Source organism: Maribacter algicola (genome assembly GCF_003933245.1).
Classification (GTDB): Bacteria; Bacteroidota; Bacteroidia; order Flavobacteriales; family Flavobacteriaceae; genus Maribacter; species Maribacter algicola.
This window is the reverse complement of the sequence record NZ_QUSX01000002.1, coordinates 491311-517815: the sequence shown is the minus strand read 5'-3', so window position 1 is coordinate 517815 and position 26505 is coordinate 491311. Positions and strand designations below refer to the sequence as shown.

24 protein-coding genes are annotated in these 26505 nt (G+C 41.5%); 5 read left to right on the top strand and 19 right to left on the bottom strand.

Annotated features, from left to right (window positions below; genetic code table 11):
- Positions 1–82: 82 nt before the first annotated feature.
- The 7 genes from DZC72_RS11510 to DZC72_RS11480 all read right to left on the bottom strand — a co-directional run bounded on the left by DZC72_RS11510 (position 83) and on the right by DZC72_RS11480 (position 9674).
- Entirely contained in the window at positions 83–1357 is a 1275-nt protein-coding gene (locus DZC72_RS11510; protein ID WP_125223077.1) for an aminotransferase class V-fold PLP-dependent enzyme, read from the bottom strand.
- A gap of 31 nt (positions 1358–1388) precedes the next feature.
- Complete coding sequence (locus DZC72_RS11505; RefSeq protein WP_125223076.1) at positions 1389–4382, bottom strand: WD40/YVTN/BNR-like repeat-containing protein; 2994 nt, start codon at positions 4380–4382, stop codon at positions 1389–1391.
- A 149-nt stretch (positions 4383–4531) separates the two neighbouring features.
- Positions 4532–5815: a prolyl oligopeptidase family serine peptidase gene (locus tag DZC72_RS11500; RefSeq protein ID WP_125223075.1), complete on the bottom strand. Its 1284-nt coding sequence runs from the start codon at positions 5813–5815 to the stop codon at positions 4532–4534.
- Between the two features lie 85 nt (positions 5816–5900).
- Complete coding sequence (locus DZC72_RS11495) at positions 5901–6749, bottom strand: aminotransferase class IV (protein WP_125223074.1); 849 nt, start codon at positions 6747–6749, stop codon at positions 5901–5903.
- A gap of 4 nt (positions 6750–6753) precedes the next feature.
- Entirely contained in the window at positions 6754–7944 is a 1191-nt protein-coding gene (locus DZC72_RS11490; protein ID WP_125223073.1) for a PQQ-dependent sugar dehydrogenase, read from the bottom strand.
- Positions 7945–8222: 278 nt separating this feature from the next.
- The gene (locus DZC72_RS11485) at positions 8223–8894 is read right to left on the bottom strand and encodes a ferredoxin reductase domain-containing protein (RefSeq protein ID WP_125223072.1); all 672 of its coding nucleotides are present in this window, start codon (positions 8892–8894) and stop codon (positions 8223–8225) included.
- A gap of 150 nt (positions 8895–9044) precedes the next feature.
- Complete coding sequence (locus DZC72_RS11480) at positions 9045–9674, bottom strand: SDR family oxidoreductase (protein ID WP_125223071.1); 630 nt, start codon at positions 9672–9674, stop codon at positions 9045–9047.
- Between the two features lie 202 nt (positions 9675–9876).
- Here DZC72_RS11480 and DZC72_RS11475 point away from each other — a divergent pair, with 202 nt between their 5' ends.
- A complete protein-coding gene (locus tag DZC72_RS11475; protein WP_125223070.1) occupies positions 9877–10161 on the top strand; it encodes a hypothetical protein in 285 nt (94 codons plus the stop codon).
- Positions 10162–10231: 70 nt separating this feature from the next.
- Here the strand turns inward: DZC72_RS11475 and DZC72_RS11470 are convergent, their stop codons facing one another.
- Both DZC72_RS11470 and DZC72_RS11465 read right to left on the bottom strand, forming a co-directional pair.
- The gene (locus DZC72_RS11470) at positions 10232–10648 is read right to left on the bottom strand and encodes an OsmC family protein (RefSeq protein WP_125223069.1); all 417 of its coding nucleotides are present in this window, start codon (positions 10646–10648) and stop codon (positions 10232–10234) included.
- A gap of 34 nt (positions 10649–10682) precedes the next feature.
- Positions 10683–11804: an alkene reductase gene (locus DZC72_RS11465; protein ID WP_125223068.1), complete on the bottom strand. Its 1122-nt coding sequence runs from the start codon at positions 11802–11804 to the stop codon at positions 10683–10685.
- Between the two features lie 275 nt (positions 11805–12079).
- Here DZC72_RS11465 and DZC72_RS11460 point away from each other — a divergent pair, with 275 nt between their 5' ends.
- Positions 12080–14257 (top strand): DUF5916 domain-containing protein, encoded by a 2178-nt coding sequence (locus tag DZC72_RS11460; RefSeq protein ID WP_125223067.1) that lies wholly within the window; start codon positions 12080–12082, stop codon positions 14255–14257.
- A 3-nt stretch (positions 14258–14260) separates the two neighbouring features.
- Here DZC72_RS11460 and DZC72_RS11455 read toward each other — a convergent pair whose 3' ends face one another.
- Positions 14261–15508: an NAD(P)/FAD-dependent oxidoreductase gene (locus DZC72_RS11455; protein ID WP_125223066.1), complete on the bottom strand. Its 1248-nt coding sequence runs from the start codon at positions 15506–15508 to the stop codon at positions 14261–14263.
- Positions 15509–15571: 63 nt separating this feature from the next.
- Positions 15572–17125, bottom strand: a complete 1554-nt coding sequence (locus DZC72_RS11450; RefSeq protein WP_125223065.1) for a DEAD/DEAH box helicase — start codon at positions 17123–17125, stop codon at positions 15572–15574.
- Positions 17126–17335: 210 nt separating this feature from the next.
- Between DZC72_RS11450 and DZC72_RS11445 the strand changes: the two genes are divergently transcribed.
- A complete protein-coding gene (locus tag DZC72_RS11445; protein ID WP_125223064.1) occupies positions 17336–17944 on the top strand; it encodes a pseudouridine synthase in 609 nt (202 codons plus the stop codon).
- Here DZC72_RS11445 and DZC72_RS11440 read toward each other — a convergent pair.
- The 3 genes from DZC72_RS11440 to DZC72_RS11430 all read right to left on the bottom strand — a co-directional run bounded on the left by DZC72_RS11440 (position 17915) and on the right by DZC72_RS11430 (position 21458).
- Positions 17915–18841 carry an EamA family transporter gene (locus tag DZC72_RS11440; protein ID WP_125223063.1) on the bottom strand — a complete coding sequence of 309 codons (927 nt, stop codon included), beginning with the start codon at positions 18839–18841 and terminating at the stop codon, positions 17915–17917. The two genes, DZC72_RS11445 and DZC72_RS11440, sit on opposite strands and share 30 nt — an antisense overlap.
- A gap of 18 nt (positions 18842–18859) precedes the next feature.
- Positions 18860–19318 carry a cold-shock protein gene (locus DZC72_RS11435; protein ID WP_099544926.1) on the bottom strand — a complete coding sequence of 153 codons (459 nt, stop codon included), beginning with the start codon at positions 19316–19318 and terminating at the stop codon, positions 18860–18862.
- A 1345-nt stretch (positions 19319–20663) separates the two neighbouring features.
- Complete coding sequence (locus DZC72_RS11430) at positions 20664–21458, bottom strand: hypothetical protein (protein ID WP_125223062.1); 795 nt, start codon at positions 21456–21458, stop codon at positions 20664–20666.
- Positions 21459–21740: 282 nt separating this feature from the next.
- Between DZC72_RS11430 and DZC72_RS11425 the strand changes: the two genes are divergently transcribed.
- Positions 21741–22370 carry a GntR family transcriptional regulator gene (locus tag DZC72_RS11425; protein ID WP_125223061.1) on the top strand — a complete coding sequence of 210 codons (630 nt, stop codon included), beginning with the start codon at positions 21741–21743 and terminating at the stop codon, positions 22368–22370.
- On the opposite strand, the gene DZC72_RS11420 is transcribed toward DZC72_RS11425, so the two are convergent.
- Together DZC72_RS11420 and DZC72_RS11415 are read right to left on the bottom strand one after the other, a co-directional pair.
- On the bottom strand, positions 22371–22973 hold the full coding sequence (locus DZC72_RS11420; RefSeq protein ID WP_125223060.1) for a hypothetical protein: 603 nt from the start codon (positions 22971–22973) through the stop codon (positions 22371–22373). It lies immediately after the preceding gene.
- A 4-nt stretch (positions 22974–22977) separates the two neighbouring features.
- Positions 22978–23466: an RNA polymerase sigma factor gene (locus DZC72_RS11415; RefSeq protein WP_125223059.1), complete on the bottom strand. Its 489-nt coding sequence runs from the start codon at positions 23464–23466 to the stop codon at positions 22978–22980.
- Positions 23467–23610: 144 nt separating this feature from the next.
- On the opposite strand from DZC72_RS11415, the gene DZC72_RS17795 reads away from it, so the two are divergent.
- Complete coding sequence (locus DZC72_RS17795) at positions 23611–23748, top strand: hypothetical protein (RefSeq protein WP_165869312.1); 138 nt, start codon at positions 23611–23613, stop codon at positions 23746–23748.
- Between the two features lie 4 nt (positions 23749–23752).
- Here the strand turns inward: DZC72_RS17795 and DZC72_RS11410 are convergent, their stop codons facing one another.
- The 3 genes from DZC72_RS11410 to DZC72_RS11400 are packed head-to-tail and all read right to left on the bottom strand — an operon-like array spanning position 23753 to position 26476.
- Positions 23753–24844 carry an amidohydrolase family protein gene (locus DZC72_RS11410; RefSeq protein WP_125223058.1) on the bottom strand — a complete coding sequence of 364 codons (1092 nt, stop codon included), beginning with the start codon at positions 24842–24844 and terminating at the stop codon, positions 23753–23755.
- A 10-nt stretch (positions 24845–24854) separates the two neighbouring features.
- Positions 24855–25472, bottom strand: coding sequence for a nucleotidyltransferase family protein (locus DZC72_RS11405; RefSeq protein ID WP_125223057.1), 618 nt, complete (start codon positions 25470–25472; stop codon positions 24855–24857).
- Complete coding sequence (locus DZC72_RS11400) at positions 25469–26476, bottom strand: XdhC family protein (protein ID WP_125223056.1); 1008 nt, start codon at positions 26474–26476, stop codon at positions 25469–25471. Before DZC72_RS11400 ends, DZC72_RS11405 begins: the two co-directional genes overlap by 4 nt.
- Positions 26477–26505: the final 29 nt, after the last annotated feature.

The following is a 26505-nucleotide window of genomic DNA, read 5'->3' as shown; positions in this document are numbered from 1 at the left end:
CATTTAAGAAAGACTTACGGATTATAAAAAGGGTATTAGGTTCAAGATGAGCCTTTTGGGGTTAAAAAATCGTGCAAAAGGATTAACCTAGGCTTTCCAAAACATGAAGCGCACGGTCTATTTCTTCTTTGGAATTATAGATATGGACGGAATGGCGGATCATTTTTTCACCGACCGACCTAGGCTGTAACCGTTCCCGGTCCCACATGGTTTGTTGCAAGTCAGGCCCTGATATTCCAGCAACTCCGTAGGTAGTGATGCCTGCAGCCATTTCTTCATTGGTAGAGGAATAAATCGTCACATGGGGCATTTGTTTTAATCCATCGCGCAAGTACATGCCCAATTCCTTGATGCGTCCCAACCAATTTTCCGCACCAATGGTATTGAAGAAATCGACCGCCGCCTCATAGCCCGCTAGAAGTCCGGCGTTACCCGTTCCGTTTTGCATCAAACGGAAGCCATGGTCTTCCTGATTGTCCCAATTGTAACTGGCAATAGTGGACCAAATATTTTCCGCAATTTCCTTGTTTATATACAAAAGCCCACTCCCGGCAGGGGCGAGCAACCATTTGTGCAAACTGGAATAATAGGCGTCGCAACCAATGTCCTTGACATCCACGGGAATTTGGCCCACACATTGGGCCCCATCCAAGACCGTAAAAATCCCTCTTTTTCTAGCTTCCTGGCATATTTCCTTTACGGGCATGACCGTACCAAATCCTGATACCATATGGGGAATGGCAATTACCTTGGTTTTTTTGGTTACCTGCTTGAATATAGCGTCCACGATTTCTTGCGGATTGTTGGCAGGTTCTGGCAAGGTGGCTTGCTTGTAAACACACCCCTTGCGCTTTGCCAGCAATTGCCAAACACCAAAACCGCCACCATGTTCTTGATTGGTATTTATGAGCTCATCCCCCTTTTCAAGGTGTAGCCCCATACCCACGTAGTTCATACCAAAGGTTGCATTCTGTATCAATGATATTTCCTTGAAATCACAATGGATGATTTGCGCCAGTTTGGTTCTCAGTTCCTCGTAAGGAAAATAGCCGCTCAAAAGCATGGGACCGGAATTGTTTTTATAGTCTATGGTAGCAGCCTCCACATTGTAATGCAACATGTGATGCATCATTTTATCCAGAACGTAACCCGGTGTTGGACCCATGGTGCCGTTATTGAAATAGGTCTGACCATCCTTTAACGGGAATTGTTTTCGAATCGATTTCCAATAGGCCTCATCATAAACATCCGTTTTTAAAACATCAAGTGACCATTCCTTTTTGGAGTCGAAGGACATAAGTGGAGCCGAAAGAACGGCCATGGCCCCCTGCTTGAGAAATTTTCTTCGATGCGACATAATACTTCGGTTGGTTAGTTTTGGTATTCCATCATAAATCGACTTGCCGTTTGGTCTGATCGAATTGCTCCTGTAATTCCTTAAATCGTTCTATTTCCTCGTTACCGGGTTTCTTATCGGACCCGCCGATGATATTGGAGAGATAGGAAATTTGTGCGACCATCATTTGCTGGGGATAGGCCCCTTCATCATTTTTGATTGTTTTCAGTACATTTTCCAATTTTTCCTTTTCTTCCTTGTTCTTGGTTTCCTTTATTTTCTTCTCCAGGTCCGACTGGAATTTTCTTGCCTCAGATAAGAGCTGATTTACTTTATTTTGAAGTGCCAATTGTTCCTTAATGGTTTCCAGGGAAACACCTTCTTGTTCTAATCTTGGATCCATCAGAATTTGAAATGGCTGTTCCAAGGTTTTCCCATCAACGGTCAATTTAGCCGTATAGGAACCAGGTGGAACCATAGGACCGTTTTTGTAGCTACGGCTCTTGTTGCTATTCCACGCGCCTTTTTCACGTAAGTCCCACTCAAAACGGTTGATGCCCTTTTTGGTTTCCAACTTGGTATCCACATACTCAAATACCATACTGAGCCCCATATCCTCCACCTGTTCCTTGGTCGATTTTAATTGGGTGGAATCGCTAACGATCTTAGAAACCGATTTCCCTTCGGAATTGAAAATCTCCAAAGAAACCCCACTTTTAAGTTCCTTGGGAAAATAATAATCAATGCTTACACTTGTCGAAGGATAGTTTGGAAAATCCCCAGATCCCCTAGGTGTTCTATACCTATAGGTATCTTCGGGTTTGAATAACACTGGCACATCGGCTAAAGTGGTAATTTTTGAATCCCTGAGGGCACTTATATTGTCCAAAATCCAGAATCCTCGTCCCATGGTACTTAAGACCAAATCGCCTCGATTTATAATAATATCCGTTATAGGGGTAACAGGTAAGTTCTGCTGAAACGCCTTCCAGGTCTCGCCGTCGTTGAAGGAAATGAACATACCAAATTCGGTTCCAGCATACAGTAATCCTGACATCTTTGGATCCTCCCTAAGGACCCTTGCGGTATAATCCGATGGTATTCCGTTACTTTCCGTAGTGATCAAGGTCCAATTTTTACCATAATCATCGGTTTTATATATGTATGGCGTAGTATCGCCCAATAGATGTCGATCTACCGTAATATATGCTTTGGCTTCGTCAAATTGCGATGGCTCTACAGATTCCACCCTACCCCCTTTTGGCATTTTTTTGGGAGTGACATTGGCCCAGGTCTGTCCGCCATCTTGAGTGACGGAAATAACACCGTCATTTGACCCCGTCCAAATAAGACCAGGTTTGATTTTTGATTCCCTTATGGAATAAAGCGTGCTATAATATTCTTCCCCTGTAATATCACGGGTAATGGGACTTCCTGAAATTACTTGCTTATCATCTTCATTGGCCGTTAAATCTGGGGAAATGGTTTGCCAAATTTGACCGTTGTTCCTCGTTTTATGAAGATATTGAGAACCCATATAGACTACATCCGGATCATGGGGAGAGACATGAATGGGTGCTACCCTTTGGAACCTGTATTTTAAGTCTTTTGGATTATGTCCGTAAATATTGGAGGCTCCAATGGAATACTCCCGATCCGTTCCAGTTATCTTATTAAATACGCTAAACCGACCTTTACAATTGTTGTACACCACATTAGGGTCACCAGGTTTTGGGATGGCGGGACCTGTTTCACAGCCGCCAACATCCATCATGATCTGTGTACCTTGTGGCCCACTGGCTGTCGGCGCCGTACTCGGGATAGCTATGGTGGTGTTGTCCTGCTGTGCCCCATAGACCCAGTAGGGATATTGGTCGTCCACAGCCACTTGATAGATTTCCGCCGTTGGCTGATTGAACTGTGTTGACCATGTTTTACCCCCATTGTGGGAAATATTGGCCCCTCCGTCATTACATTGGATCAATAAATCCGGATTATTGGGATTTAACCAAATATCATGGTTATCGCCATGCGGAACGCTCATCCGTTTCCAGGTCTTACCGCCATCAACCGATTTTAAGAGCGGATTTGCATTGGAGTAAACAATATCTGGGTTGGTTGGGTCCAATTCGATATTGGTATAATAAAAGGGCCTATTGACCAAGCCTTCATTGCTGGAGGTTTGGGTAAAGGTTTTTCCCTGGTCTACAGATTTATAGACGCCACCTTCCTTGCCCGGAGCCTCTATAACCGCGTACAGAATACTAGAGTTGGTAGGTGAAACGGCCAAATCTATTTTTCCGATGAGGCCTTTTGGCAGTCCTTCTTCCAATTTAACCCAATCCTTACCTCCGTTGAAGGATTTGTAGATACCCCCTTCTTTATTTTCTCCACCTGAAATAATCGTCCAAGGTGTTCTTTGCGCCTTCCATGCGGCAGCATAGACAACGTTGGGGTTACCAGGTAAAAGTTCCAGATCGGCAAAACCTGTTTCATTGGAAATAAAAAGTACCCTTTCCCAAGTATTTCCGCCATCCATAGTTTTGTAAATACCGCGTTCCTCATTGGGTTTGAAGGCATTTCCTATGGCAGCTACCCATACAATGTTGCTGTTGGTAGGGTCGATTTCAACGGCACCGATCTGTCCGACATTTTCCAACCCGATGTGGGTCCAGGTTTTTCCAGCGTCGATTGATTTATAGACCCCTTTTCCGCTGATGATATTACTTCGGATACCATCCGAACCCGTACCCACATAGACGATATTCGGGTCGTTCTGGGCCACTTCAATAGCCCCTATGGACGGTGTCTTAAAAAATCCGTCCGAAACATTATCCCATGTAGTTCCGTAGTCCTCGGTTTTCCAGACCCCGGCCCCGGAAGCACCTAAATAAAATGTACCCGGAAGCATGGGCGTTCCCGTCACGGTGGTGACCCTTCCGCCCCTATTGGGCCCGATCGTGCGGTATTGGAAAGCGTCAAAGTTTTGGGAAAAAACGGTAACTCCTAAAAAAAGGAAAATAGTGGATAGCGATAGCCCTTTCATAACAAATGGTATTTGAATGTTGGTTTTGCCTAAAGTTACGCAATACTCGAAGTTTACCAATTCCCAAAATGAATTTTTCGAATTATCGAAATTCTTTGGCGTAGGATATGCAAAAATTCCGATAATCCATCGGGATATGCTTCAAATTGTTATTTGTGCTGTTGTGCCAACCACTCCATAATCGTAACGGGCCTGCTGTCGATTAGGACCGGGGTGCCGTCATAATCAAAGTCGGCGTCATTATCATGGGAATAAATCCAGGACCAATGGCCCGGAAAATGATAATCCTCTCCACCATACATCCCATTTAAGTCAATGACATGGTCGTAAAGGGAAAGATGTACGTTGGGCGCTCCAGCGTCCACCAGTCTTTCATATAAAGGAATTACCGTTTCTTCGGGAATCGTGGTCGTGTCATCCTTGGAATGTACAAACCATATCGGAATATTTTTGATGCTGTTCAACTGTTCATCGGATATATATTCATTGTGATAGGCCAGAGCACTAATATAGCCGGCGGCAAAATAATCGGGATGGTTTAATAGAAGTTTTAGACTCATATATCCCCCATTGGAACACCCTCCAATATAGATTCTATCTGAATCTATTTTCGGATTTTTCTTTACAAAATCCGTGATCAAGGCCATCAAGGCTTCGTTATAGATATCATTGGTGTTCCCCCGTGTATATTCCCCAGATTCACTTTGCATCCAAAAGGTTGGGGTCTGTGGGGCCAATACATAAGCGCCTTTGAAAATTTCCTGAATTTCTTCGGAGGCATAATTGGTCGCTTTATTGGCAATCAACGGAATACTGGCATCTGTACCTCCTTCGCCGCCTCCATGTAGCCAAATGATCAACGGAACCATTCCATCTCCTTCCGGCGTAAAACTTCCATAGGTAAGGTCGATATCTTTATGGCTGAAGCTTCCGTTTAAATGGAAAATATCCAAATCGGGGATTATCCTTCTTCCTTCTTTGTTCCATTTAGTTCCCGAAGGCACATGGGTAACGGTCAATTTATAGTCTATCCATTGGTTACTGGCCCTTCCATTACTGCTACGATAGTATTTAATGGGTGAACTTAACGGGTCATTGGGCGCCACCAATAACACCAAAGTGGTAAATAATCCATTTTCATCGCGGTCACCATCCGCATTTGATGGGTAGGCGTAGAGTACCTTTCTTATTCCTTCGGCCTCACTAGGTCGCATTTCAACATTTTCCTTACTCCGTACGACCTTTACCTCAAAATCGTTATGGCTCAGCCTATCTTCAGTGTTCGGTTTTCGTATAATCACCTTATTAACACCGGGTCCCCAATCATAGGCGTCTATAACTACGGTATAGGTGCCATCCATAGTGCTTTGTGCGGACGTTGATAAAAATGGAACAATCAGAAGGGCGAAAAAAATAAGGTAAAATCGTTTCATACTTAAGTTGGTTTAATCCTTTAAAGTAAGCGATTCCCTCGAATATACAAAACCATTTTGCCAAGCGATTATTGAAGACTTTAATTCAATTATCTTTTAAGCGATGGAAAGCTCTCTGCAATTTTTGGGTAATAGGGCCAACAGTAGAATCGGTATAGTAATAATGATCGTTTATTTGCTGTATGGAAGCTATTTGGGTGCTCGTACCAGTAAGGAAGGCCTCGTCCATTTGGTAAATCTCATCCACCCCGATAGCCTCTTCCTTCAATTCTAAGCCCAGTTCCCCACAAAGTTGGATTACCACCAATCTGGTAATGCCATTTAAGATGTACTCGTTTGCAGGATGGGTGTAGACCATATTGTCTTTTACAAAAAATACATTGCAATGAGATGCTTCCGTAACCACGCCGTTCCGACATAATACCGTTTCAAAACACTCATGCTGCATGGCCTCCTCATTGAGCATAACGTTGCCCAATAGCGAGGTCATTTTAATATCGCATCGGGACCACCTAAAATCTTCACTGGTGATTACCTTGGCATGTATCGTATTAATATCCGGTAGCACCTTGGGCAAGGCGTACATAAATACAGTTGGGTCTATGTCTCTTGGAAAGGAATGTTGCCTGGGAGCTACCCCACGAGTAATTTGTATGTATAGGAAACAATCCTTACCGATTAATCCGGTAGCCTGTAACAAGCGATTGATTTCCTTTGGAATCCGACTGACGTCATATTGGATTCCGATTTTGGCAAGTCCCTCTTCAAGCCGACTCAAATGCGCCTCTTCATAGAAAAAGGCTCCATTTATTTGGGCCATGGCCTCATAGATACCGTCACCAAAAATGAACCCTCTGTCAAAGACCGATACTTGGGCCATTTCAGAGGGTAGAATTTCTCCGTTCAGATATACTTTATCGGGATATTTTGACATTGTTTTATTTAGCAGCTACTTGCGTATTGGAATAGGTCACCCTGTAAATGGCATCGCCGTAATCATCGGATATCAACAAAGACCCATCTTTTAACCACAATAAATCAACGGGTCTGCCTGTTACCTTCTGAGTCTCGTCATTCAACCACCCATCAATAAAGGGCTCTGTACTCTTTACTTCACCATTTTCTATATCGGCCAACATAATTCTATAACCTACCTTTTTACTTCGGTTCCATGAACCATGCTCGGCAATAAATGCTTTTCCATTATAGGTAGATGGAAACATATTTCCCGATTTAAATTTAACCGCCAACGGTGCCACATGTGCACCCAAGGCTTTTGCAGGTGGCACAAAATCCGAACAAGGACGTTGATCACCAAATTCAGGGTCCTTCACGGTACCTCCATGACAGAAAGGGTAACCAAAATGCTGACCGGCCTCCGTAACATGATTCAATTCACAGGGAGGAATATCATCGCCCAACATATCTCTACCATTGTCCGTAAACCACATTTCGCCATTATCGTCCCAGGTAAAGCCAACGGAATTACGCACGCCGTGGGCATAAATTTCACGATTACTGCCATCAGGGTCCATTCTGGTGATGGTGGCAAAACGTTCGTCTACCACGGTCGAATCACATATATTACAGGGCGCTCCTACTGGAACATATAATTTATCATCAGGTCCAAAGGCAATATATTTCCAACCGTGATGGAATTCCGTTGGATAATCATCATAGACCAATTCCTTGCTCAATGTACCGCCCAACTGGCTTTCAATATTGGGGTATTTCCATAGACTACCTACCTGGGCAACATACAGGTCGCCGTTTCGCATGGCAATTCCGTTGGGAACCTCCATAGTATCGAGCACCATGACCGTTTCGGCCTTATAGTCCCCATCTTTGTCCTGTATAGCGTATACGGTGTTCTCGTTTCTGGTTCCGACAAACAGTGTCCCGTCAGGTCCTATGGCCATGGAACGTGCACCATCCACTCCCCTGGCATATACCTTTATCTCAAAACCATCGGGTAAATTAAGATCTATTAATGCCAAGTCCGTACTATCCATGGGTACTTCCTCCTTGACATCAGTACTTTCCTCCTTTTTGGTTTCCTTACAGGAAAATATGCTGAATGCTAGTGCAGCGGCACAGGTAATCTTTAAAAGTGATATTTTGTTTTTCATTGTATTTCCGTTTACCGCTAAGATACTGAAGCATCCTTACATATTGAAAGATTTTCAACCATTCCTATTGCTCAGAAAAGGGAATTATCCTTCCGGTAAGGTTTTAAAAATCAAAAGCTAAAAACCTGTTCGGCTTTTAGCTTTTAATTTTGGTTTTTTTGAAAGTACCAATCCTTCAAATTGCTCGGTTCAAAAAAAATTATTTGTTCTCACCGGTTACTGTTTCCACATGCTATTATTAAAACGTGAATTCCTTTTTCGATGCGATTATTCTGCGTTCAATCAAAATCTTCTGTAATAATATTCTTTTTTGGAACATCCAATTCCAACAAGGCATTATACACACTATCCATCATTGGAGGTGGTCCGCAGAGGTAAAACTTTTTGTCAAGATTCTCAGTATTGCTTTTTATAAATTCCTTGTCTATGGTACCATGGGGAAACTTGCTGCTATGTTCATCGGAAAGTATATTGATAAAATCTTTTCCCAGCCACCTTTCAAAATCAGATTGAAGAATAATATCACGCTCCCTTTGATTACCAAAGATCAATTTGTTGCCTTTTAAATTTCCTTTTCTGGCCAAATCCTTGATAATTGCGATAAATGGGGTAACTCCTGCCCCACCGGCCAAGAAAATTCCGGGTCCTTGATAGGAAATTGCTCCCCACGAATCACTTATCAACAGCGAATCTCCCTGTTCCAATGTCTGTAATTGATCGGTAACTCCATCGTGGTCCGGATACACTTTGATGGTAAACTGTAAGAAACCATCATCTGGTAAACTGGTAAATGTAAAGGGTCGTTTTTCTTCTTTCCATTTGGGTTGGTCAATGGACATTTCGCAAGCTTGACCTGGTGTAAAATCATATCCCGAAGGTCTGTCCGTTTGTATTTGGAGTACGTTATGTCTTATAAATCCTATATCTTGAATATTTATTTTATGTGCCATCTTCTTTTGTCTTTTTCTATTTGCTCTATTTTTTTTGGTTCTATAAATGAGACCCTTATCGAGGGATTTGTTTTAGTAAACTAAAGATTTTCAACGATTTAAAGAATTAATTATCAGGTACCTAAAAAATTTTAATCATGTGAAAATCATCTAGGAAACCGAATCCAACGCTTTTCCGATCAAGGTATCGCCTTCCAAAATTTCAAACGTTTCGTTGGTTCCTGCGTCTTCATGTAAGGCATGAACCAAGGTTTGGGCCACATCGTCACGGGTAATGGAACCATGCTTTCCAAAATGCCTTTTTAAACTGATTTTTCCTGTTCCCGTTTCATTGGTCAATGAACCGGGCCGAACAATCATATAATGTAAATCCGTCGATTTTAAGTATTCGTCCGCATTATGTTTTGCTTGTAAATACTCTTTGAGATCTTCGGCTACCTCCGGATTGTCAGCTCCCATGGAACTTAACATTACAAATCTTTTTACGTTTGCATTCTTAGATGCATCGATTAATCTCTTGGCTCCTTCTTGGTCTACAGCTACCACTTTTTCACCTCCTGAGCCCGCGGCAAAAATGACTTTATCAATATTTGCGACGGTATGTGTGATATCTTCCTCCAAATCACCTAACACCGTATCTATACCGTCTTTTTCAAATTGTGCCAATTGTTCCTTCTTGCGAACCATAGCAACAGGATTAAAATATTGGGATGCCTTTAATAAATGAACTACTTTTTTTCCTGTGGTTCCATTGGCACCTGCTACTAAAATATTTTCCATAGTGTTTTCTTTTTTCATTTAAAGAAAGATAGGTAGATACAATGATGGACCTTACCTTATATAGAGTTATTATTAGCTCTAATCCCAATAGAATGATTTCTAGACAAAATTTTGAAAAAAGCCTAATTATCTTGGATATAGGTCAATCCAACGGTAATAAAACCGCTACCTTTTAGAAACATATTAATCTAAAATTTAGAATATGAGCAATCAAAAAGAGAAAACCTATAATTCAGATATTACTAAAGAGGATATGAACGCTTTGGGAGAAAAAACAAAAAATTCGAGAACCGATCAAGGTGATGACCAACAATTAAAGGAAAGAGAAAAAGATGTGGATTTTGCAGGTTCAGATTTGGATATTCCGGGACGGAATCTACCCAAAGACAAAACGAAGAAAATGGTTAAGGACGAAGAAAATCAACTGTACAGTCAGGGAGGTTCAGGAAATGAGGATTTAGAACGAAACAGGGACCATATCAGATAGACTTTTGAATTTACGATATAAAAAAAGCAGCCTAGATGGCTGCTTTTTCTTTGCAATGTGTTTTTTGTTTCTATGCTAAACTGGCATTTAGTACGATTTCCGTATCCAATAGTTTGGAAATGGGACAAACATCCTTTGCCTTTGTAGCAATCTCTTTAAATTCCGAAGCCTCAATTTCAGGTACATCACCCTTTAAATCCAAGGTCACTTTTACAATCTCACCATCCTTAAAGGATACCTTGGCACTAACGTCAAGCGTATTGGGCGTATAATCGGCTTCACCAAGCAAAAAACTCAATTGCATGGCAAAGCATCCCGCGTGTGCCGCTCCAATGAGCTCTTCCGGATTGGTACCTTTTCCATCCTCAAATCTCGTATTGAAGGAGTATTGGGTATTTTCCAAAACGGTACTATCCGTCGTTAATGTTCCGTGTCCTTTTTTTCCACTCCCTTTCCATTGTGCTTTCGCATTTCGTGTAAAATTCATTCTATCTTTTTTTAATTATCAATTTTTAGTTTAATTATTTTTTCTGAACAGACTCTTCTTGCTTGTGGGTTTCATAGTCTATATAACCCTCCTTCCCGGGAGTATAAAAAGTATCTTCGTCCCAGTCGGCCATATCCCAATCATTTTTAAACCGTTCCACTAAATCGGGGTTGGATACATACAATTTCCCAAAAGAGACCAAGTCGGCATTTCCACTTTCGATGACTTTATTTCCAGATTCCTGGTCAAAACCACCGTTTATCATTAAAGTGCCATTATACATGGGTCTAAAATGTTCCGCTATGTTCTCAACCGCAAATGGGATATCTGAGACATCATTAAAAGGCTCCGAAAGATGTATATAAGCAAGGTCATATTCATGATCCAATTTTTTAATGATATACTCAAAAGTTGGAATGGTTTCCTCATCCATGGTCATTCCAAACATTCCATTTAAAGACGGATTAAAGCGTGCGCCAATCTTAGATTCGGGAATAACCTTTTTGACTTCATCCAAAACTTCAAAAAAGAATCGTGCCCTATTCTCGATGCTACCGCCATATTCATCCGTTCTCATGTTCGATGTTGCATTAAAAAATTGGTGAAAAAGATACCCGTTTGAAGAGTGGATTTCAACGCCATCAAATCCCGCCTTTACGGCATTCTGGGCAGCATTTTTAAAATCCTCGATTGTTTTGGCAATATCTTCTTTGGTCATGGCCTTCGGCGTTACCGTATCCTTAAAACCTTCTGGGGTATAGGATTGTGCTTCTGGGTTAATTGCCGAAGGCGCCAGTGGCAAATCTCCACCATGGAAATCAGGGTGGGACATTCTGCCCACATGCCATAACTGAATGAAGATAGTACCATTTTTTTCATGAACGGCCTGGGTTACCTGCTTCCAACCCTCTACCTGATCTTCAGTGTGTATTCCAGGTGTATTTATATAGCCTACCGCTTCTTCGGACACTTGTGATCCTTCGGTAATTATGAGTCCGGCGGACGCTCTTTGTTTATAATAAATATCGTGAAGTCCCTTTTCAGGTTTTTTATCCTCATTGGCTGCCCGGCTACGGGTCATTGGTGCCATTACTACCCTGTTTTTCAAGGATAGATTACTTACTTTATAAGGCTCTAATAGTGCTTGTTCTTTCATACAATTTTTTTGTTTTAACAAAGTTCCATTGAATAGCGGAATATCCTTAGCTCTTATGGCTAAAATTGTATCTGTAACAAAATCGGTTTTGGGGAATTTCTAGGAAAGACATTCTCTTTGCCCAGTAGGTATTACCTACTCAAATCTTCTATGTTTATTTTAAAGCTACTTGAAAACGTTTGGAATATGGTTTACATGAATTTTAGCTTATTTTTTGTCTCATGGAAAAGTATCCTTTAAAAATTTAAGTAAGTTGCAGCACCAACTTAAACTCAATGAAAATTAACATATGCGCTCTTGTGTGCTTTCTTTTATGTGCCCATATTATGCAAGCACAGAAAAAGAACGGTAATTACCGTTTGCACATCAAAAAGACGAATTTTCCTGTAGAAATTGATGGAATTGGGGACGACAGGGCCTGGCAGGATGCCGAAGTCGCCAAAGATTTCTACAGGGTCCTACCCATGGACGATGGTTTGGCCAATGAACAATCTGCCATAAAAATGACCTATGACGATAAGAATCTATACCTATTGGCCACTTTCTACAATGCTACCGAAGCCAATTATTTTGTTGAATCTCTTAGAAGGGATTTTTCCTTTGGCCAAAACGATAACTTTTTGCTCTTCATGGATCCGTTCAACAATCAGACAACAGGGTTTTCATTTGGGTCCAATGCCTATGGTGCACAATGGGACGGTACCATGTTCGATGGTTCCAGAATCGATTTGAACTGGGACAGTAAATGGATATCCGAGGTCACCCGTGATGACGATAAATGGGTTTTTGAAATGGCCGTTCCCTTTAAATCCATTCGCTATGAAGCGGGCGTTACCGAATGGGGCATTAATTTTAGTCGGTTAGATCTAAAATCCAGCGAAAAGTCGAGCTGGACCCCTATTCCACGGCAATTTCCTACAGCGGCCCTTGCCTATACGGGCACCTTGGTTTGGGATGCCCCACCTCCTGCCCCAGGAACCAATTTTTCCATTATACCCTATGTTTTGGGAGAGGTTAACAGGGATTTGGAGGCCAATGAAGATAGCAAGACCAATGGTAAATTTGGAGGTGATGTCAAGTTTAGCCTCACGTCTTCACTAAATCTGGACCTTACCGTAAATCCCGATTTTTCACAAGTTGAGGTAGACCGACAAGTGACCAACTTGGACCGATTTGAACTTTTCTTTCCTGAGCGACGACAATTCTTCTTGGAGAATGGCGACCTTTTTGCAAATTTTGGATATGAGACGATACGACCTTTTTTTTCCAGACGTATTGGTTTAGGTGTCCCCATACAGGCAGGTGCCCGTGTCAGTGGCAACTTGAATGACAAATGGCGCATGGGGCTCATGGATATGCAGACTGCATCTGTGGATGAAACCGGTTTGCCTAGTCAGAATTTTGGGGTGCTTTCGTTACAGCGTAAAGTCTTTGGACGAAGTAATATTGGGCTTATGGTCGTAAACAAGCAGTCCATCAATTATCCGTCGGAAAACGACTCCATCAATCAGCAATTTGCAAAATACAATCGGAACTTGGGAATGGAGTACAACTTGGCGTCCTCCAATAACATTTGGAACGGAAAGGCCTTTTTATTAAAGTCGCTCGCGCCCGATGAAAATAGCCGAGGGATTGCACAAGGGGCCCACCTACAGTATAGTAGCAGAAAATGGCTCTGGAGGGTCCAGCAGGAATGGGTCAGTAACGATTATACCACTGAGGTTGGTTATGTGCCCAGAAGAAATTATGTGAATTTTTCCGGCAAACTGGGACACTTGTTCTTTCCAAAAGGTGGACCCTTAGTAAGCCATGGACCGGAACTGAACATTTCCTATTTCTTTAATGAAGCTTTCAGGGAAACGGACCATTTAAGCTATATGACCTATAATTTTGAATTCCGAAATAGAAGCAATGCCTTCTTCTTTATATCCGATGATTATGTAGAACTGTTGGACCCCTTTGATCCCACCCGATTGGGAATAGCCGACTTGGCAACGGGAACAAAACACCAGTGGAACGCCTTTGGTTGGGAATATCAGTCCAAACCCCAAAGCTTGTTTACCTATTCCTTAGGGGGACGTTTGGGTGGGTATTATCAGGATGGAAATCGCACCAGCTTGACTAGCGAACTTGGATACCGGTTTCAACCTTATGTAAGTTTAAGCGCGAATCTGAACTACAATCACATCGATCTCCCCGCACCTTGGAACACCAATGAATTTTGGTTGATCGGTGCTGAGGCGGACATCACTTTTACCAATAAGATCTTTTTTGCAAATTTGGTCCAGTACAATGAACAGACAGGCAATATGAACTTGAATTCCAGGTTTCAGTGGCGCTATAGTCCAGCTTCAGATCTGTTCTTGGTTTATACCAACAACTATTTTGTAACCCCTTTTGAAACAAGGAACTGGGGATTAACGATAAAGTTTACATACTGGTTGAACAACTAATGCCTATCGCTTTTCAATAACCTCCAAAACACCTTTAGCCGCCATTTCCCCAGAAATCATAGCGGCGTTCAAGGAGCCATTTAATAGATAGTCACCCGCTAAAAACATGTTTTCCGTAATTCGGGTTTCAGAAGGCATTAACGAATACCTGATATCGGTTAACTTAGGCAAAGCCTTCTTAATACTATAGTGTTTTATATAGCGATCGGTAGTAATTCCACAGAATTTTTCCAAGTCCTCCTTTACCCGCTGTACCAATTGATATTCGGTTAAATCATGCTCCTTTACAACGGTAACGGAAAGCAATTCCGCTGCTCCATTTTGTTCTGTTTCCAGTGCAGTATGGAAAAAGATATTATTGATCAATGCCTTTTGGTCAGCAATCAAACCGATGAGTGGTTTATTGATTTTTCTGTGCTCTGTCGTAAAGTATAACGTGTCCGATGTATGCCAATCCAAATGCTGCTTGCGCAAATTTGGCACTAACGGCGAGGCATCGGCAGCGATAATCTTATAATCGAAAAATGCCGTTTTACCATCGGACAAGGTGATTTTTTCATCCGTACAACTTTCTACGGGACAATTAAAAATGAATTTTGTGGCCTTTAATTTTTGTTTTAATTGATTGGGTATAGCACCAATTCCTGCTTTGGGCAATACGGCCAGTCCTGCGCCGAACATTTTATAAACGAACTGAAACATCCTTGAGGATGTAGCCAAATTAGGTTCCAAAAAGATACCGGAAAAAAAGGGCTTGAAAAATTGGTTGATTATTTCTTCTGAAAAATTAAAGGATTTTAGATACTCTAGTGTAGAAGTTTCCGGTTCCTCAAAAATTCCCTCCAAGGTTTTTTCCTTCAACAATGCATTTAATTTCAACACTTTTAGCTTGTCCCCAAAAGTACCGATACCAGAGGTCAGCGTAGGAATTAAAAGACTAAGGTTGCGAAGCGGGTCACCGATGACGGAGCTTTTTCCCCTATGGAAAACCTGTGCTCCAGGTAGAAATTTTTGTAATTCCAGCTGTCCATAGTCCAAATACTTTTGGGCCATGGGGTAGGCATCCAACAACACCTGAAAACCGTGGTCTAACTGATATCCTTCCAGAATATCCGTTTTTACGCGACCGCCCATGGCGTCCGTCGCTTCATAAATTGTGGGAGCGTATCCTTCTTTTTCCAGTGTAATGGCTGCAATCAAACCACTGATTCCTGCACCAATAATGGCAATTTTAGTAGATTTCTTTTCCATAGGGTAAAGATAGGAAACGAAAAGTGCGTACTTAAGAAGCTTATTATAAAAATATATAGATGATTAGTCCTCTGGCGGATGACCATGAATATCCTCAAAAACAGAATCAAAGTTTTCCCGTAAATAGGTATTCAATTTCTTTTGGTAGTCGTCCTTTAACCAGCTCAGGAAATTGTGGGTACTTTTACTGATACACTTGGCGTAGACATGGATACGATTGTCAATATCCTCCTTCAACAATTTGGCCAAGGCAATGGCATCGTACACATCCTCGCTATTTTCAATACAGATATAGGCATGTTGTTCTATAGACCTTTCCAAAACGACTTTTGAGGATTCTCCCGCAAACGTTGCCTGTTCATAGGTCTCCCTGATATCGAAATAGGTTTCTTTGGAGTTCTTGAATTCCTCTTTGATGTCGTCTGACAGGTCATGCTTAAAATCAGCCTCGATGTCCTCATCATCACGGATCTTGTCTATGTAGTAATTAGGAGATTTAAAGATCGCCTCCCAATCCAAGTCGGCACCCCAAGGTCCAAATCGGTATATATTGTTGCCTAAGTCAATGACCGTAAATTTCGATTTGTTGTTCAATACCCTAGAGCCCCTACCGATCATCTGATAATATAGGGTCAAGGATTTGGTGGCCCTGTTAAGGATAATACTTTCAATGGTGGGTTCGTCAAATCCCGTGGTAAGAATACTTACCGACGTCAAAATGGCGTTAGGTGTTTCCTTGAACCATTTTAAGATTTGTTTCCGCTGCTTTTTTGTGGCCGTATTATCCAAATGCATAATGGGCAACCCGGCATTCCTGAAGGTATAATACACCTGAATGGAAGTTTCAATACCATTATTGAAAATCAGTGTTTTTTTATCCTTCGAGTGCTTGGTATAGGCTTCCAAAAGCTTGTTGAGCATGGCCGGACTCGTATAGAGGTCTGCCGAGGATTTTACGGTATAATCCCCATTGGAGCCGACTTCCAAGGAGGTCAGGCCCATATCGTATTGATAGGTTTCGGCCTTGGCCAAAAAGTCGTTTTTAATAAGGTTTTCAATGGATTCCCCCGGTATGAGTTCATCATAATTTCCGTTCATGGGGGTTTCCTTGTTGGAGCTCAAAGGGGTCGCTGTAACCCCAAGGATAAAGGAACCTTCAAAAAACTTGAATAACTTGGTAAAGGAATTGTAGTGGGCCTCATCGATAATGACCAGCCCCACATCGGAAATATCCAATTTATCATCATTAAGCCTATTGTTCAAGGTTTCCACCATGGCCACATAACAGCTGTACTTTTCCTGATCGTCAAGATTGGCCTTGCTGTTCACTACTTTGTTCACCACCCCAAAACTGGTAAGCATGTCCGAAGTTTGGTTACAAAGCTCCACCCTATGGGTCATGACCAAAACCTTTTTATTATGGTTCTTTAAGTACTGGCGAACAATTTCGGAGAAAATTACGGTCTTACCACCTCCTGTAGGTAATTGATATAATAAGTGGTAATCATCTCGTTCGTTATCGAACTTTTCGAAAATTTGTTGGATGGCACCCTGCTGATAACTATAAAGCTCTTTATCTGTCTTTTTTTCCTGCAGTTCGTATACGGTCTCTTGCATGTAATCCTTTTTCCTTGAAGGGTGCAAAGGTAACACCTTCAATGGCCTAATACTAATTCATGGGATAAAAAGGGTATCTTTCCGACCAATGAAACCCTCATAGAGGGTTTTTCTAATGCAATCCAAAAGCTTCCAAAAGAGGGAATTTTCAAATACAGGACAATTGAACTTAAATTTAATGAATCAATTTATGAAGCTACCCCATCACGAATGAACGACCATTCCCATTTTAAAATATACAAACCTGTTGGGGTATTGAGTCAGATGACATCGGGTGAAGCAAGACAATTGCGCAAAAAGAGATTCCTGACAGAACTTTATGACTTTCCCCAAGGAACCATGCCCATTGGAAGGTTAGACGAAAAATCTGAAGGCCTTTTATTGATGACTACCGATGGAAAATTGACCGACTATATCAATAATGCGGGGATTGAAAAGGAATATTGGGTGCAGCTGGACGGTATCATTGACCAAAAAACCATAGAAAAACTTGCAGCGGGCGTTACTATTGGGATTTTTGGAAAGAATTATTTTGCCAAACCCTATAAAATCGAAAAATTGGACGAGGCCCCTACCCTGCCCGAAGCAAGTCCCAAACTTCGTATCGGCCTTCATAGACCAACTTCATGGATCAAGATTGTTTTAACCGAGGGCAAATTTCGACAGGTACGCAAAATGACCGCAGCCGTTGGATATCCTACGATTAGATTGGTACGGGTGCGTGTTGGCCCCATTGCATTAAATGGGTTAAAAGAAGGCTCCGTGCAAGACCTACCTGATTTACCTACTCTATTGTTTGGAGGTGAATCTAGAAAATAGAGTCAGCCTTTTTTTCGTATTGATAAAATAGACGCCCGTGAGCAGCACCAAAGCGGCAATAGCGGATTGATAAGTTATTTGCTCGTTTAAAAAGTACCATCCTAAAATCATCGCGATTATGGGATTTACATAGGAAGAGGTAGCTACCTTTTCCGGGGATACCACTTTTAGCAAATAATTAAACGCCGTGAAGGCGACAATACTTCCAAATAAGACCAAAAGTATCATAGACCATAGTACGGGCACCGTCCAATTTACGGGCGAAATCCACTCCTCGCCTATGATAGCACTGATTACAAAGAGTAAAATACCTCCAGTAACCATCTGATAACCCGTATTTACGAAGTAATTGGGCGGTAAGTCCGCCTTACCAACGAAAAGACTTCCATAGGCCCAACTAAGCATACAAAAGAAAATAAGGATCATTCCAAGAAACGCTCCTTCTTGTGAAATAATCTGTTTCTGACTCACCAAAAGATAGATCCCTATCATACCCAGTCCCACACCTACCAAGGACATGGGTTGTATACGCTTACCTTGAAGTATCCTCATAAGTAGTAATACCACAAGGGGTTGTGCGGAAATTTCAAGTGCGGCAAACCCACTATCAACGAATTTAAGAGCCCATACCACCACGCCATTTCCAAATGTAAGAAATAGAAACCCGGCTATAACGGCGTTGAAAAGCTGTTTTCTGGTAACTCTAAGGGGTATTTTTAAAAATTTGGCAATTAAAAAAATAAGACATCCCGCGGTAACAAACCGAATACCGGCCAACATAAAAGCCGGCAACTCGGTTACCGCAATCTTGTTCAATAAATAGGTAGAACCCCAGATGACATAGATGGCGAAGAACGCCAATAGTATGACTAGTGTATTACGTTTTGCCAAGATCATCTGAAGAAATAAGCTATATTAAAGCCTCTTGACCCTTACTGCGTTCATTCCCTTCATTCCCTTTTCAAGCTCAAAGGAAACCTTATCGTTTTCAAAAATTTCATCGATAAGCCCGCTTACATGCACGAAGTACTTCTCATTATTTTCAGAATCAATGATAAATCCAAACCCTTTTGAAGAATCAAAGAAAGAAACCTTACCATTTCTAACGGGATCAAATTCCTCTTCATCGCCCTCTTCTTTTTTGGGGATTCCCAATATAATGTCCTCTACCTCAATTTCCACCTTCATCGACGGGTCCGGTGGAGAATCGACCAAGTTTCCATTATAGTCAACATAGGCGAGCGGAATACCTGTAGATCCCTTTTCCTTGGAAGCTTGTTTCCGTGCGTCTTTCTTCTTCTGCTTATCTTCCCGTTTCTTTAGTCTTTTTTTTACTTTCTCAGTTTTATTAAAAGTTTGCTGTGATTTTGCCATTCGTAATTTTAATGTTTCTAATTTATTTTAAATACATAAAGAACAGAAGTTCAAGTTTGACTTTTACGAAATGACATGGACGAGGGCTAGCACAAAGGATTCGTTTTTGTCGGAGCAAGATTCTACTCTTTTCTTTATATAAAGGACAAAGATACTGTATGTTTAATAAAGTACGATTTGCTTTCCAAATTATTTGATAATTGCCGAAAAAATTGATTTAAGAAATTAAAATAATTTTAACACTTTTATAAATTACTTATTATCAAATAGTTATTGATTGCTATTTTATATTTAGTACCTTTTATTACATAGTACTGTAACAAAAAGAATACCTTCTCGTCTTCTAGATATAACAATTACTTGTTAATAGTTAGAACATTAAATCATCAATTAATCAACCCGATGCATATCGGTATAAAAAAACGAACAACATGAGAACTTTTATCAAACAATCGCCAACGGAAGCTAGAAGACATTCATTCTTCAGCAATTTCAGGAACAGTAAACGGGTGCAGTGGGCCGAGGTTAGAAACCATACCTATTAATCCGGAATTCATCAATCAATTAATCATCAATCAGCTCCCGATTCATTTCGGGACATAAAAAACGAACAGCATGAGAACTTTTATCAGACAATCACCAACGGAAGCCAGAAGACATTCATTCTTCAGCAATTTTAGAAACAGTAAACGCGTGCAATGGGCCGAGGTTAGAAACCATACCCATTAATCCGGAATTCATCAATCAATTAATCATCAATCAGCTCCCGATTCATTTCGGGACATAAAAAAAACGAACAACATGAGAACTTTTATCAGACAATCACCTACGGAAGCTAGAAGATATTCCTTCTTTAGCAATTTTAGAAACAGTAAACGCGTGCAATGGGCCGAGGTTAGAAACCATACCTATTAATCCGGAATTCATCAATCAATTAATCATCAATCAGCTCCCGATTCATTTCGGGACATAAAAAACGAACAGCATGAGAACTTTTATCAGACAATCACCAACGGAAGCCAGAAGACATTCATTCTTCAGCAATTTTAGAAACAGTAAACGCGTGCAATGGGCCGAGGTTAGAAACCATACCCATTAATCCGGAATTCATCAATCAATTAATCATCAATCAGCTCCCGATTCATTTCGGGACAAAAACGAACAACATGAGAACTTTTATCAGACAATCAATAACCGAAGCGAAAAGGCTTACCAAAGGTAAAGTCCGTTGGGTAGCTGCCAAGGAAGTCATAGCTTTGGTTTAGAGTATACAGAAAATAAAAAAGGATAAGACCTCATCAATCTTATCCTTTTTTTTTAGTTTGCCATTGTAAGGGCAAATCTTTTAGTCACGCAAAGTAATCTCCTCTACCACCCCATTTGGGTAGGTTATGGTGGCAACGTTATCACACGTACTATCGCCAAAATCTACATTTACGGTAAGGCCATTTTTGGAAACGGTCATATCCCCGGCGGCTACATACCCACAGTTAACACTACTTGTCAACGGAGCATTTACCGTAACGTTGTACGTATTTCCTTCGTAAACAACGGTCCAGGTTCCAGCAATGCTATAGGTAGTCGATTCAAGCGAATCACCAAAGGTAAGGGTAAAAGACCTTTCGCCTTCGTCGGAAATTAAAGAGCCATCGGCCATTTCAACCGTAAGGTTGCTAGTTACCGAAAATGAAACACTATTTCCTTCAGAATTGGCACTTAACTGATATGATCTGGTTCCATTGATTTTGATTTCGCCTACGTAAAAGTCGACATAGCTAGCGGAAAATGAACCTTGCTCGCCATCGGTGTCATAGGTTACCGTCAAAGTGCCGTTAATATTCTCGGTGCCATTCAGGACACAATTGTTAAATGTAGCTACATATCCCGTATCCGTATACTGGGCACTATAACACTCGTTCAACAGGGTTTTCCCCGTGCTACCGTTATTATTATAAAGTTCAAACAAGGCCACATCGATACCGCCTACAATATCGTCCGTTTCCAGCACCGCCTCCAAGTCGGCTTGTGAAAGTACTATGTCATTATTGTCCTTTTCGGCATCATCGCTACAACTGTACCCTAATATCAGGACAGTGGCCAAAAGACTTAAATTCTTCAACGTGTTTTTCAAAATTTTCATCTGTTTATTTTAATTGTTTTTAAAAGGTTAGATGCAATTCACCATAAACCATCTAGACAGGTATTAAGACTTGTTATGGTTCATTTCATGCTATTTACTTTTTTGATTTGTTTAAAGGGTTACTTATTACAATCATAAAAACGTGCAACCACAACAAATAGTATGGTTTAAGAGCACGCAAACCGTGCATTTCAACGAATAATTTCGGGCAGCCGACTTAAAACTATATACTAGAAACCCAAAAACCGAGTTAAAATCATATACGATATATTAAATTTGAAAATGATTCAAAAAATAAATCTTAGGGACCAGGTACGGGATTACCTGCTTTTTCAAATGAAGCAAGGGAAGCTGCAAATAGGTAAGACCATCAACTTGGCCGCCCTTTCCAGGGAATTAGGAGTTAGTGTGACCCCAATACGGGAGGCATTGACCCAACTACAGCAGTCCCATATCATTAAAGCGGTACCTAACAGGGGATTTATCATTGCGGAGCTTGATGTTAAGGAAGCCGAGGACCTCTACGGACTGGTCGCCAGCTTAGAGGTTATGGCCATTGAAAACTCGGAATTCAATAGGAATCATATCGACGCGCTTAGAAAGCAACAGGATGTATTCGAAAATGCCCAAGATGCCATTAGCCGGATTCAGGCCGATTTGGAATTTCATCACCTGCTTACCAAAGGGTACGAAAACGAACTGGCGTTAAAAATCCTGCAAGATTTACGAACCCGAATATTCTTTTACGAGCGAGCCTTTACTTCTGACGATTCCTTTTACAATAAATCCGACAATCAGCATGAGGCCATAATTTCTGCCATTGCCGATGACAACGTGCCCACCGCCTCCCTCCTATTAAAAATGAACTGGATGTTGATCCTCAATTATATCCAAAAGAAATTGACGGAATAATCATGCTTCCAAATCCTCCAACAGGGCTTCGGCAGAATTCGTTACCTTTTTATAACTTCTATAGCCCCATCGGCTTACAAAAACCATAAGAACGATAACAAATACTATGGCTATTATCTGTTCAGGTTTCATTTCCGAAAGGATCAGTGTCTTGTCCCTGAGCAGCTTTAAGGCCAAGGCCGGCGAGAACAGTAGGGAAATAAAGCTCACGGCAATGGCAATTTGCTGAAGTTTTAGGAGTCGTTTTTTTTCCTTAGTATAGGCTATGAGGTTTTCCCTGTACGATTTAGTAAGGATATCGAGGTTTTTTATCCTATGCAATGCACGCAACACCAAGGTGGGCAAAATCGTTAAAAAAGCTAGTGTAAATACTCCAGAAAGCTTTAGGTACAAGGTATCCAGTTTCCAGAAATTAAAAATTATAAACCCTGCCAATATATAGCATATAATGGCCCCTACATTCTCGTAATTGTTGAGTTTGCTGAATTTGTTCCGATAGTTGTTCCGTGTCATTTTTAAGATGATTTCGTTCGTTAATTTTTTTTGCTTTTCCAATTCCTGGCTCATGGCCATCCAATTCGCCTGTAATTCTTCCAATTCCATCTGCTTATGATTTTACCATGTTTTTTCTAAGTTTTTCCTTGATGCGGGATATTCTTGTTCCTACATTAGAGGTATTCAATCCGGTAATCTCGGATATTTCCTGATACGATTTTCCCTCCAACAAGAGCAGCATGATACCCTTTTCCAAGGAATTCATTTTTTCAATCTGCCGATGTAACAATCGCACGCGTTCCTGAAAAAGGTCGTCAGTGCCCTCCGCCATACTAACCAGGGATTCCTTGATGGGTTCCGATTTTGGGATGCGTTTTGATTTCTTCAAATGAGTAATGGCCGTGTTCATCGCCACCCGATACATCCAAGTACTGATCTTGGATTCGTTCCTAAAACTGTCAAAATACTTCCAAAGCTGATAGACGATTTCCTGAAACAAATCCTCCCGATCCTGTTCATTATTTGTGTAGATAGCGGAAACTTTGTAAAGTAACCCCTGATGTTCCCGTATAACCTCCGCAAAAGCATCGCTATTCCCCATTCAAGTTTTTCTTCATTTCCCTATAGGTATGCAATGTGTCAAAAAAATCACATAACGGGGCAAAAAACTTTTTTGGATTGGATTTAATTTGCTGGGATACAACAAATAAAAAAGGGATTCGTTTCCTTTGAAAAACATCCAATCATGCAGTATTTGAACAAAGAAATTGAGGCGCTGACCAAAAGGAAGAAGTCGGCCTCCTTGGTAAAAAGGGAAATCTCCTGTGGAGTTTTTCAAGATGTTGAAAAGCTTCCACAAAAAGATATCGAAGCCGACCTGTAGACCCTTATTCAAACAGAGATCTATCCAACCCTGGAATCAAATTCAGGGCATTTTCATAATATACTTTTTTAAGCACCTCGTCCGGTAGGTTTAAACCGTACATGGCCCAAAAGGCATGGTATTTCTTGTAATAGGGAAAGTATTCATCGTTGCTTTCCAGCACCCTAAAATAAGTGGGGAATTCATCCGGGTTCCAACTGTCCTTTCCAAAAAGTATCCTATTCTGATATTTAATAAAGAACTTCCTGGCATTCTGTGGTTGCCGACCCAATTCTGCAATCACCGCTGATATTCCCACGTTCATATTGGGCATCTCATCCAGCAATTTGCCCAGTTTTTCCAAATTGTTCGCATGCCAGCCCATGTGGGCATTGATAAATTTTGTTTTGGGATGTCTTTTGAAAACGTTGTGTTGTTCCTGAATGATTTGCTCCCAAGGTGCCGGATCGGTATTGGATCTTTTTCTTCTGGGATGCGTTTTTAGTTCCAGCCATCGCTCGTTATCGCTATCCATATCGTCCCAAAAAGACTTAGGGTCAGCTGCATGGATCAAAACGGGTACGCCCATTTCCGCACATTTGGCCCAAATAGGGTCCAAACGGGGGTCATCAATGGCCAATCTGTTCCCGGATGCATCGGTATTGCGAAGTCCTAGACTTTTAAAGACCTTGAGTCCCTTTGCCCCATTTTTGATATCCGCCTCTAATTGTGCGGCGGCCCTTTGACCCCATTCGGCACCATCCGCTCCTTCAAAATCGACATTGGCAAAGACAACGAACCTATTGGGATAGCTTTTCTGGATATTATCGACCTTCTCCTTGAGACTTTCACCGGAACCACCACTCAGGTTTACCATAATTCCCTCGTTCAGGGATTCCATATCTTTTAACAGGCTGCCCAATTTTTCGACGGACATGTCCCTTTGATGGCTGTGGACGTCTATAAATCGAAATTTTGCCCGATTTATCTCCTTGCCGGGAACTACTAGGGTCGAGGTAGGGTTGTATTCCTCAAAACTCATTTCCTGAGCAAAAATATCTTGGGGTAAGGTAACAATGAAAGCGGCAGTGGCTATAAGGGTATACAGTTTGTTCATAAAAAAGGATTTATTGGTCGTGATTTTCGTTGTAAATTTTTTGATAGACTTCCGGAGTATCGATATCGGCCAAAAACCCTTGGGCATCCAAGCCCAGGGTGACGGATGTGTAGGAATCCAGTATGTCCCGGGCCCCATAATCGGAGTCCAGCCTTAGGAGCGTATCATACAAATCCGGTCCAAAAATTGCCGGAACGCCCAATTTTTTTCCATAGTTACTGGCTACGATGGAAACGTTTTGGGTTGAGAATTCAAGCAACATTCGGTTTAAATAGTCTGGGGTGACCAAGGGCTGATCGGCTAGACAGATAAGGATGCCCTTTGGTGGGACATCGGAAGCTAGAATATGGCGGACTCCTACCGAAATACTGTTTCCCAAACCGTTTTTCCAAGTTGGGTTTTCAATGATTTCCGTACTATTTGCATCTATCACCAAACGCCCTTTTATTTTTGATGCGTTGGCTCCCAATACTACACTAATTTTTGCTGGCTTTGTTTCCTCCAAGGTACGGAGTACATATTGCAATAAAAAAGTACCTTTCCATTGCAATAATTGCTTGATATTCTGCATCCGACTGGATTGCCCCGCTGCCAATAATACGACCCCTATGTTTTGGTGCGATTTCAATTATGGATGCCTTCTTTTTTGTCCTTCAACATGATGGGTTCCTGGTTTCGTATCACCGCCAAAATCTCCGAAAGTATGGCAATGGCGATTTCCTCCGGGGCTTCGGCACCTATATTGATTCCTGCAGGTCCATGAATGCTCTCAAAAAAAGCATAGTCCTCATCAGGATACAAATCGATGTACTCATTGAAGAGTCTTTCCCGTCTTTTGGAAGGCCCCAAAAGGCCAAAATACATGGGTTTACAAGCCTTTACCGCATGTAGGTATTTTAAATCCTTCACGTAACTGTGCGTCATTAACACCAAGGCCGTTTGATCATCGATTTTTTCAACGGGCAAATCCATGGGTTCCACGTTCCAAAGTTCATCGATACCGGGGAAATCGGCTAGTGTCTTCCCCTCCGCAGGTACCACACTTACAGAAACCTCCCATCCCATTTCCAGGGCGATTTTGGATAGTTTTACCGCATCGTGCTCACCGCCCACAATGGCCAGTTTATAACACGGTTTTAGGGTCTGTTCGTATGTTGAACGTTCACTTGAATCGGGTTCTGCACCCAGAGCAATCGGTTTTTCACCAAATAAAAACGTGGAACCGATATTGGCATGTTCCCCATATTCCTTAACGTAAAAGGAAGTAATTTTAAAAGGGGTTCTTGATTTTATCGCCTGATCAAAGTCCTCCAAAAGCGATTGGTTAGGTTGAAAGGGTTCTATTAGAATATACAGGATTCCCTCACAACCCAGTCGGAACCTACCGTCATAGGTCATCATTTTTGGTATGCCGGACTTAAAAACGCTTGCGGCCTGAAATAGCACTTCTTTCTCCACACATCCACCACTGACAGCCCCCACCATGGTACCGTCCTCACAAATCAGCATACGGACCCCGGGTCTTCTATATGAAGATCCATCCAAGGCCACCACACTTGCCAATACCGTTTTAAGGCCCCGGGCCCGTAAGTGGTGATACTCCCGGAATATTTTTTTCAGCTCGTGCGTCATCCTACAATTTTTGTGGATATGCTTTTACC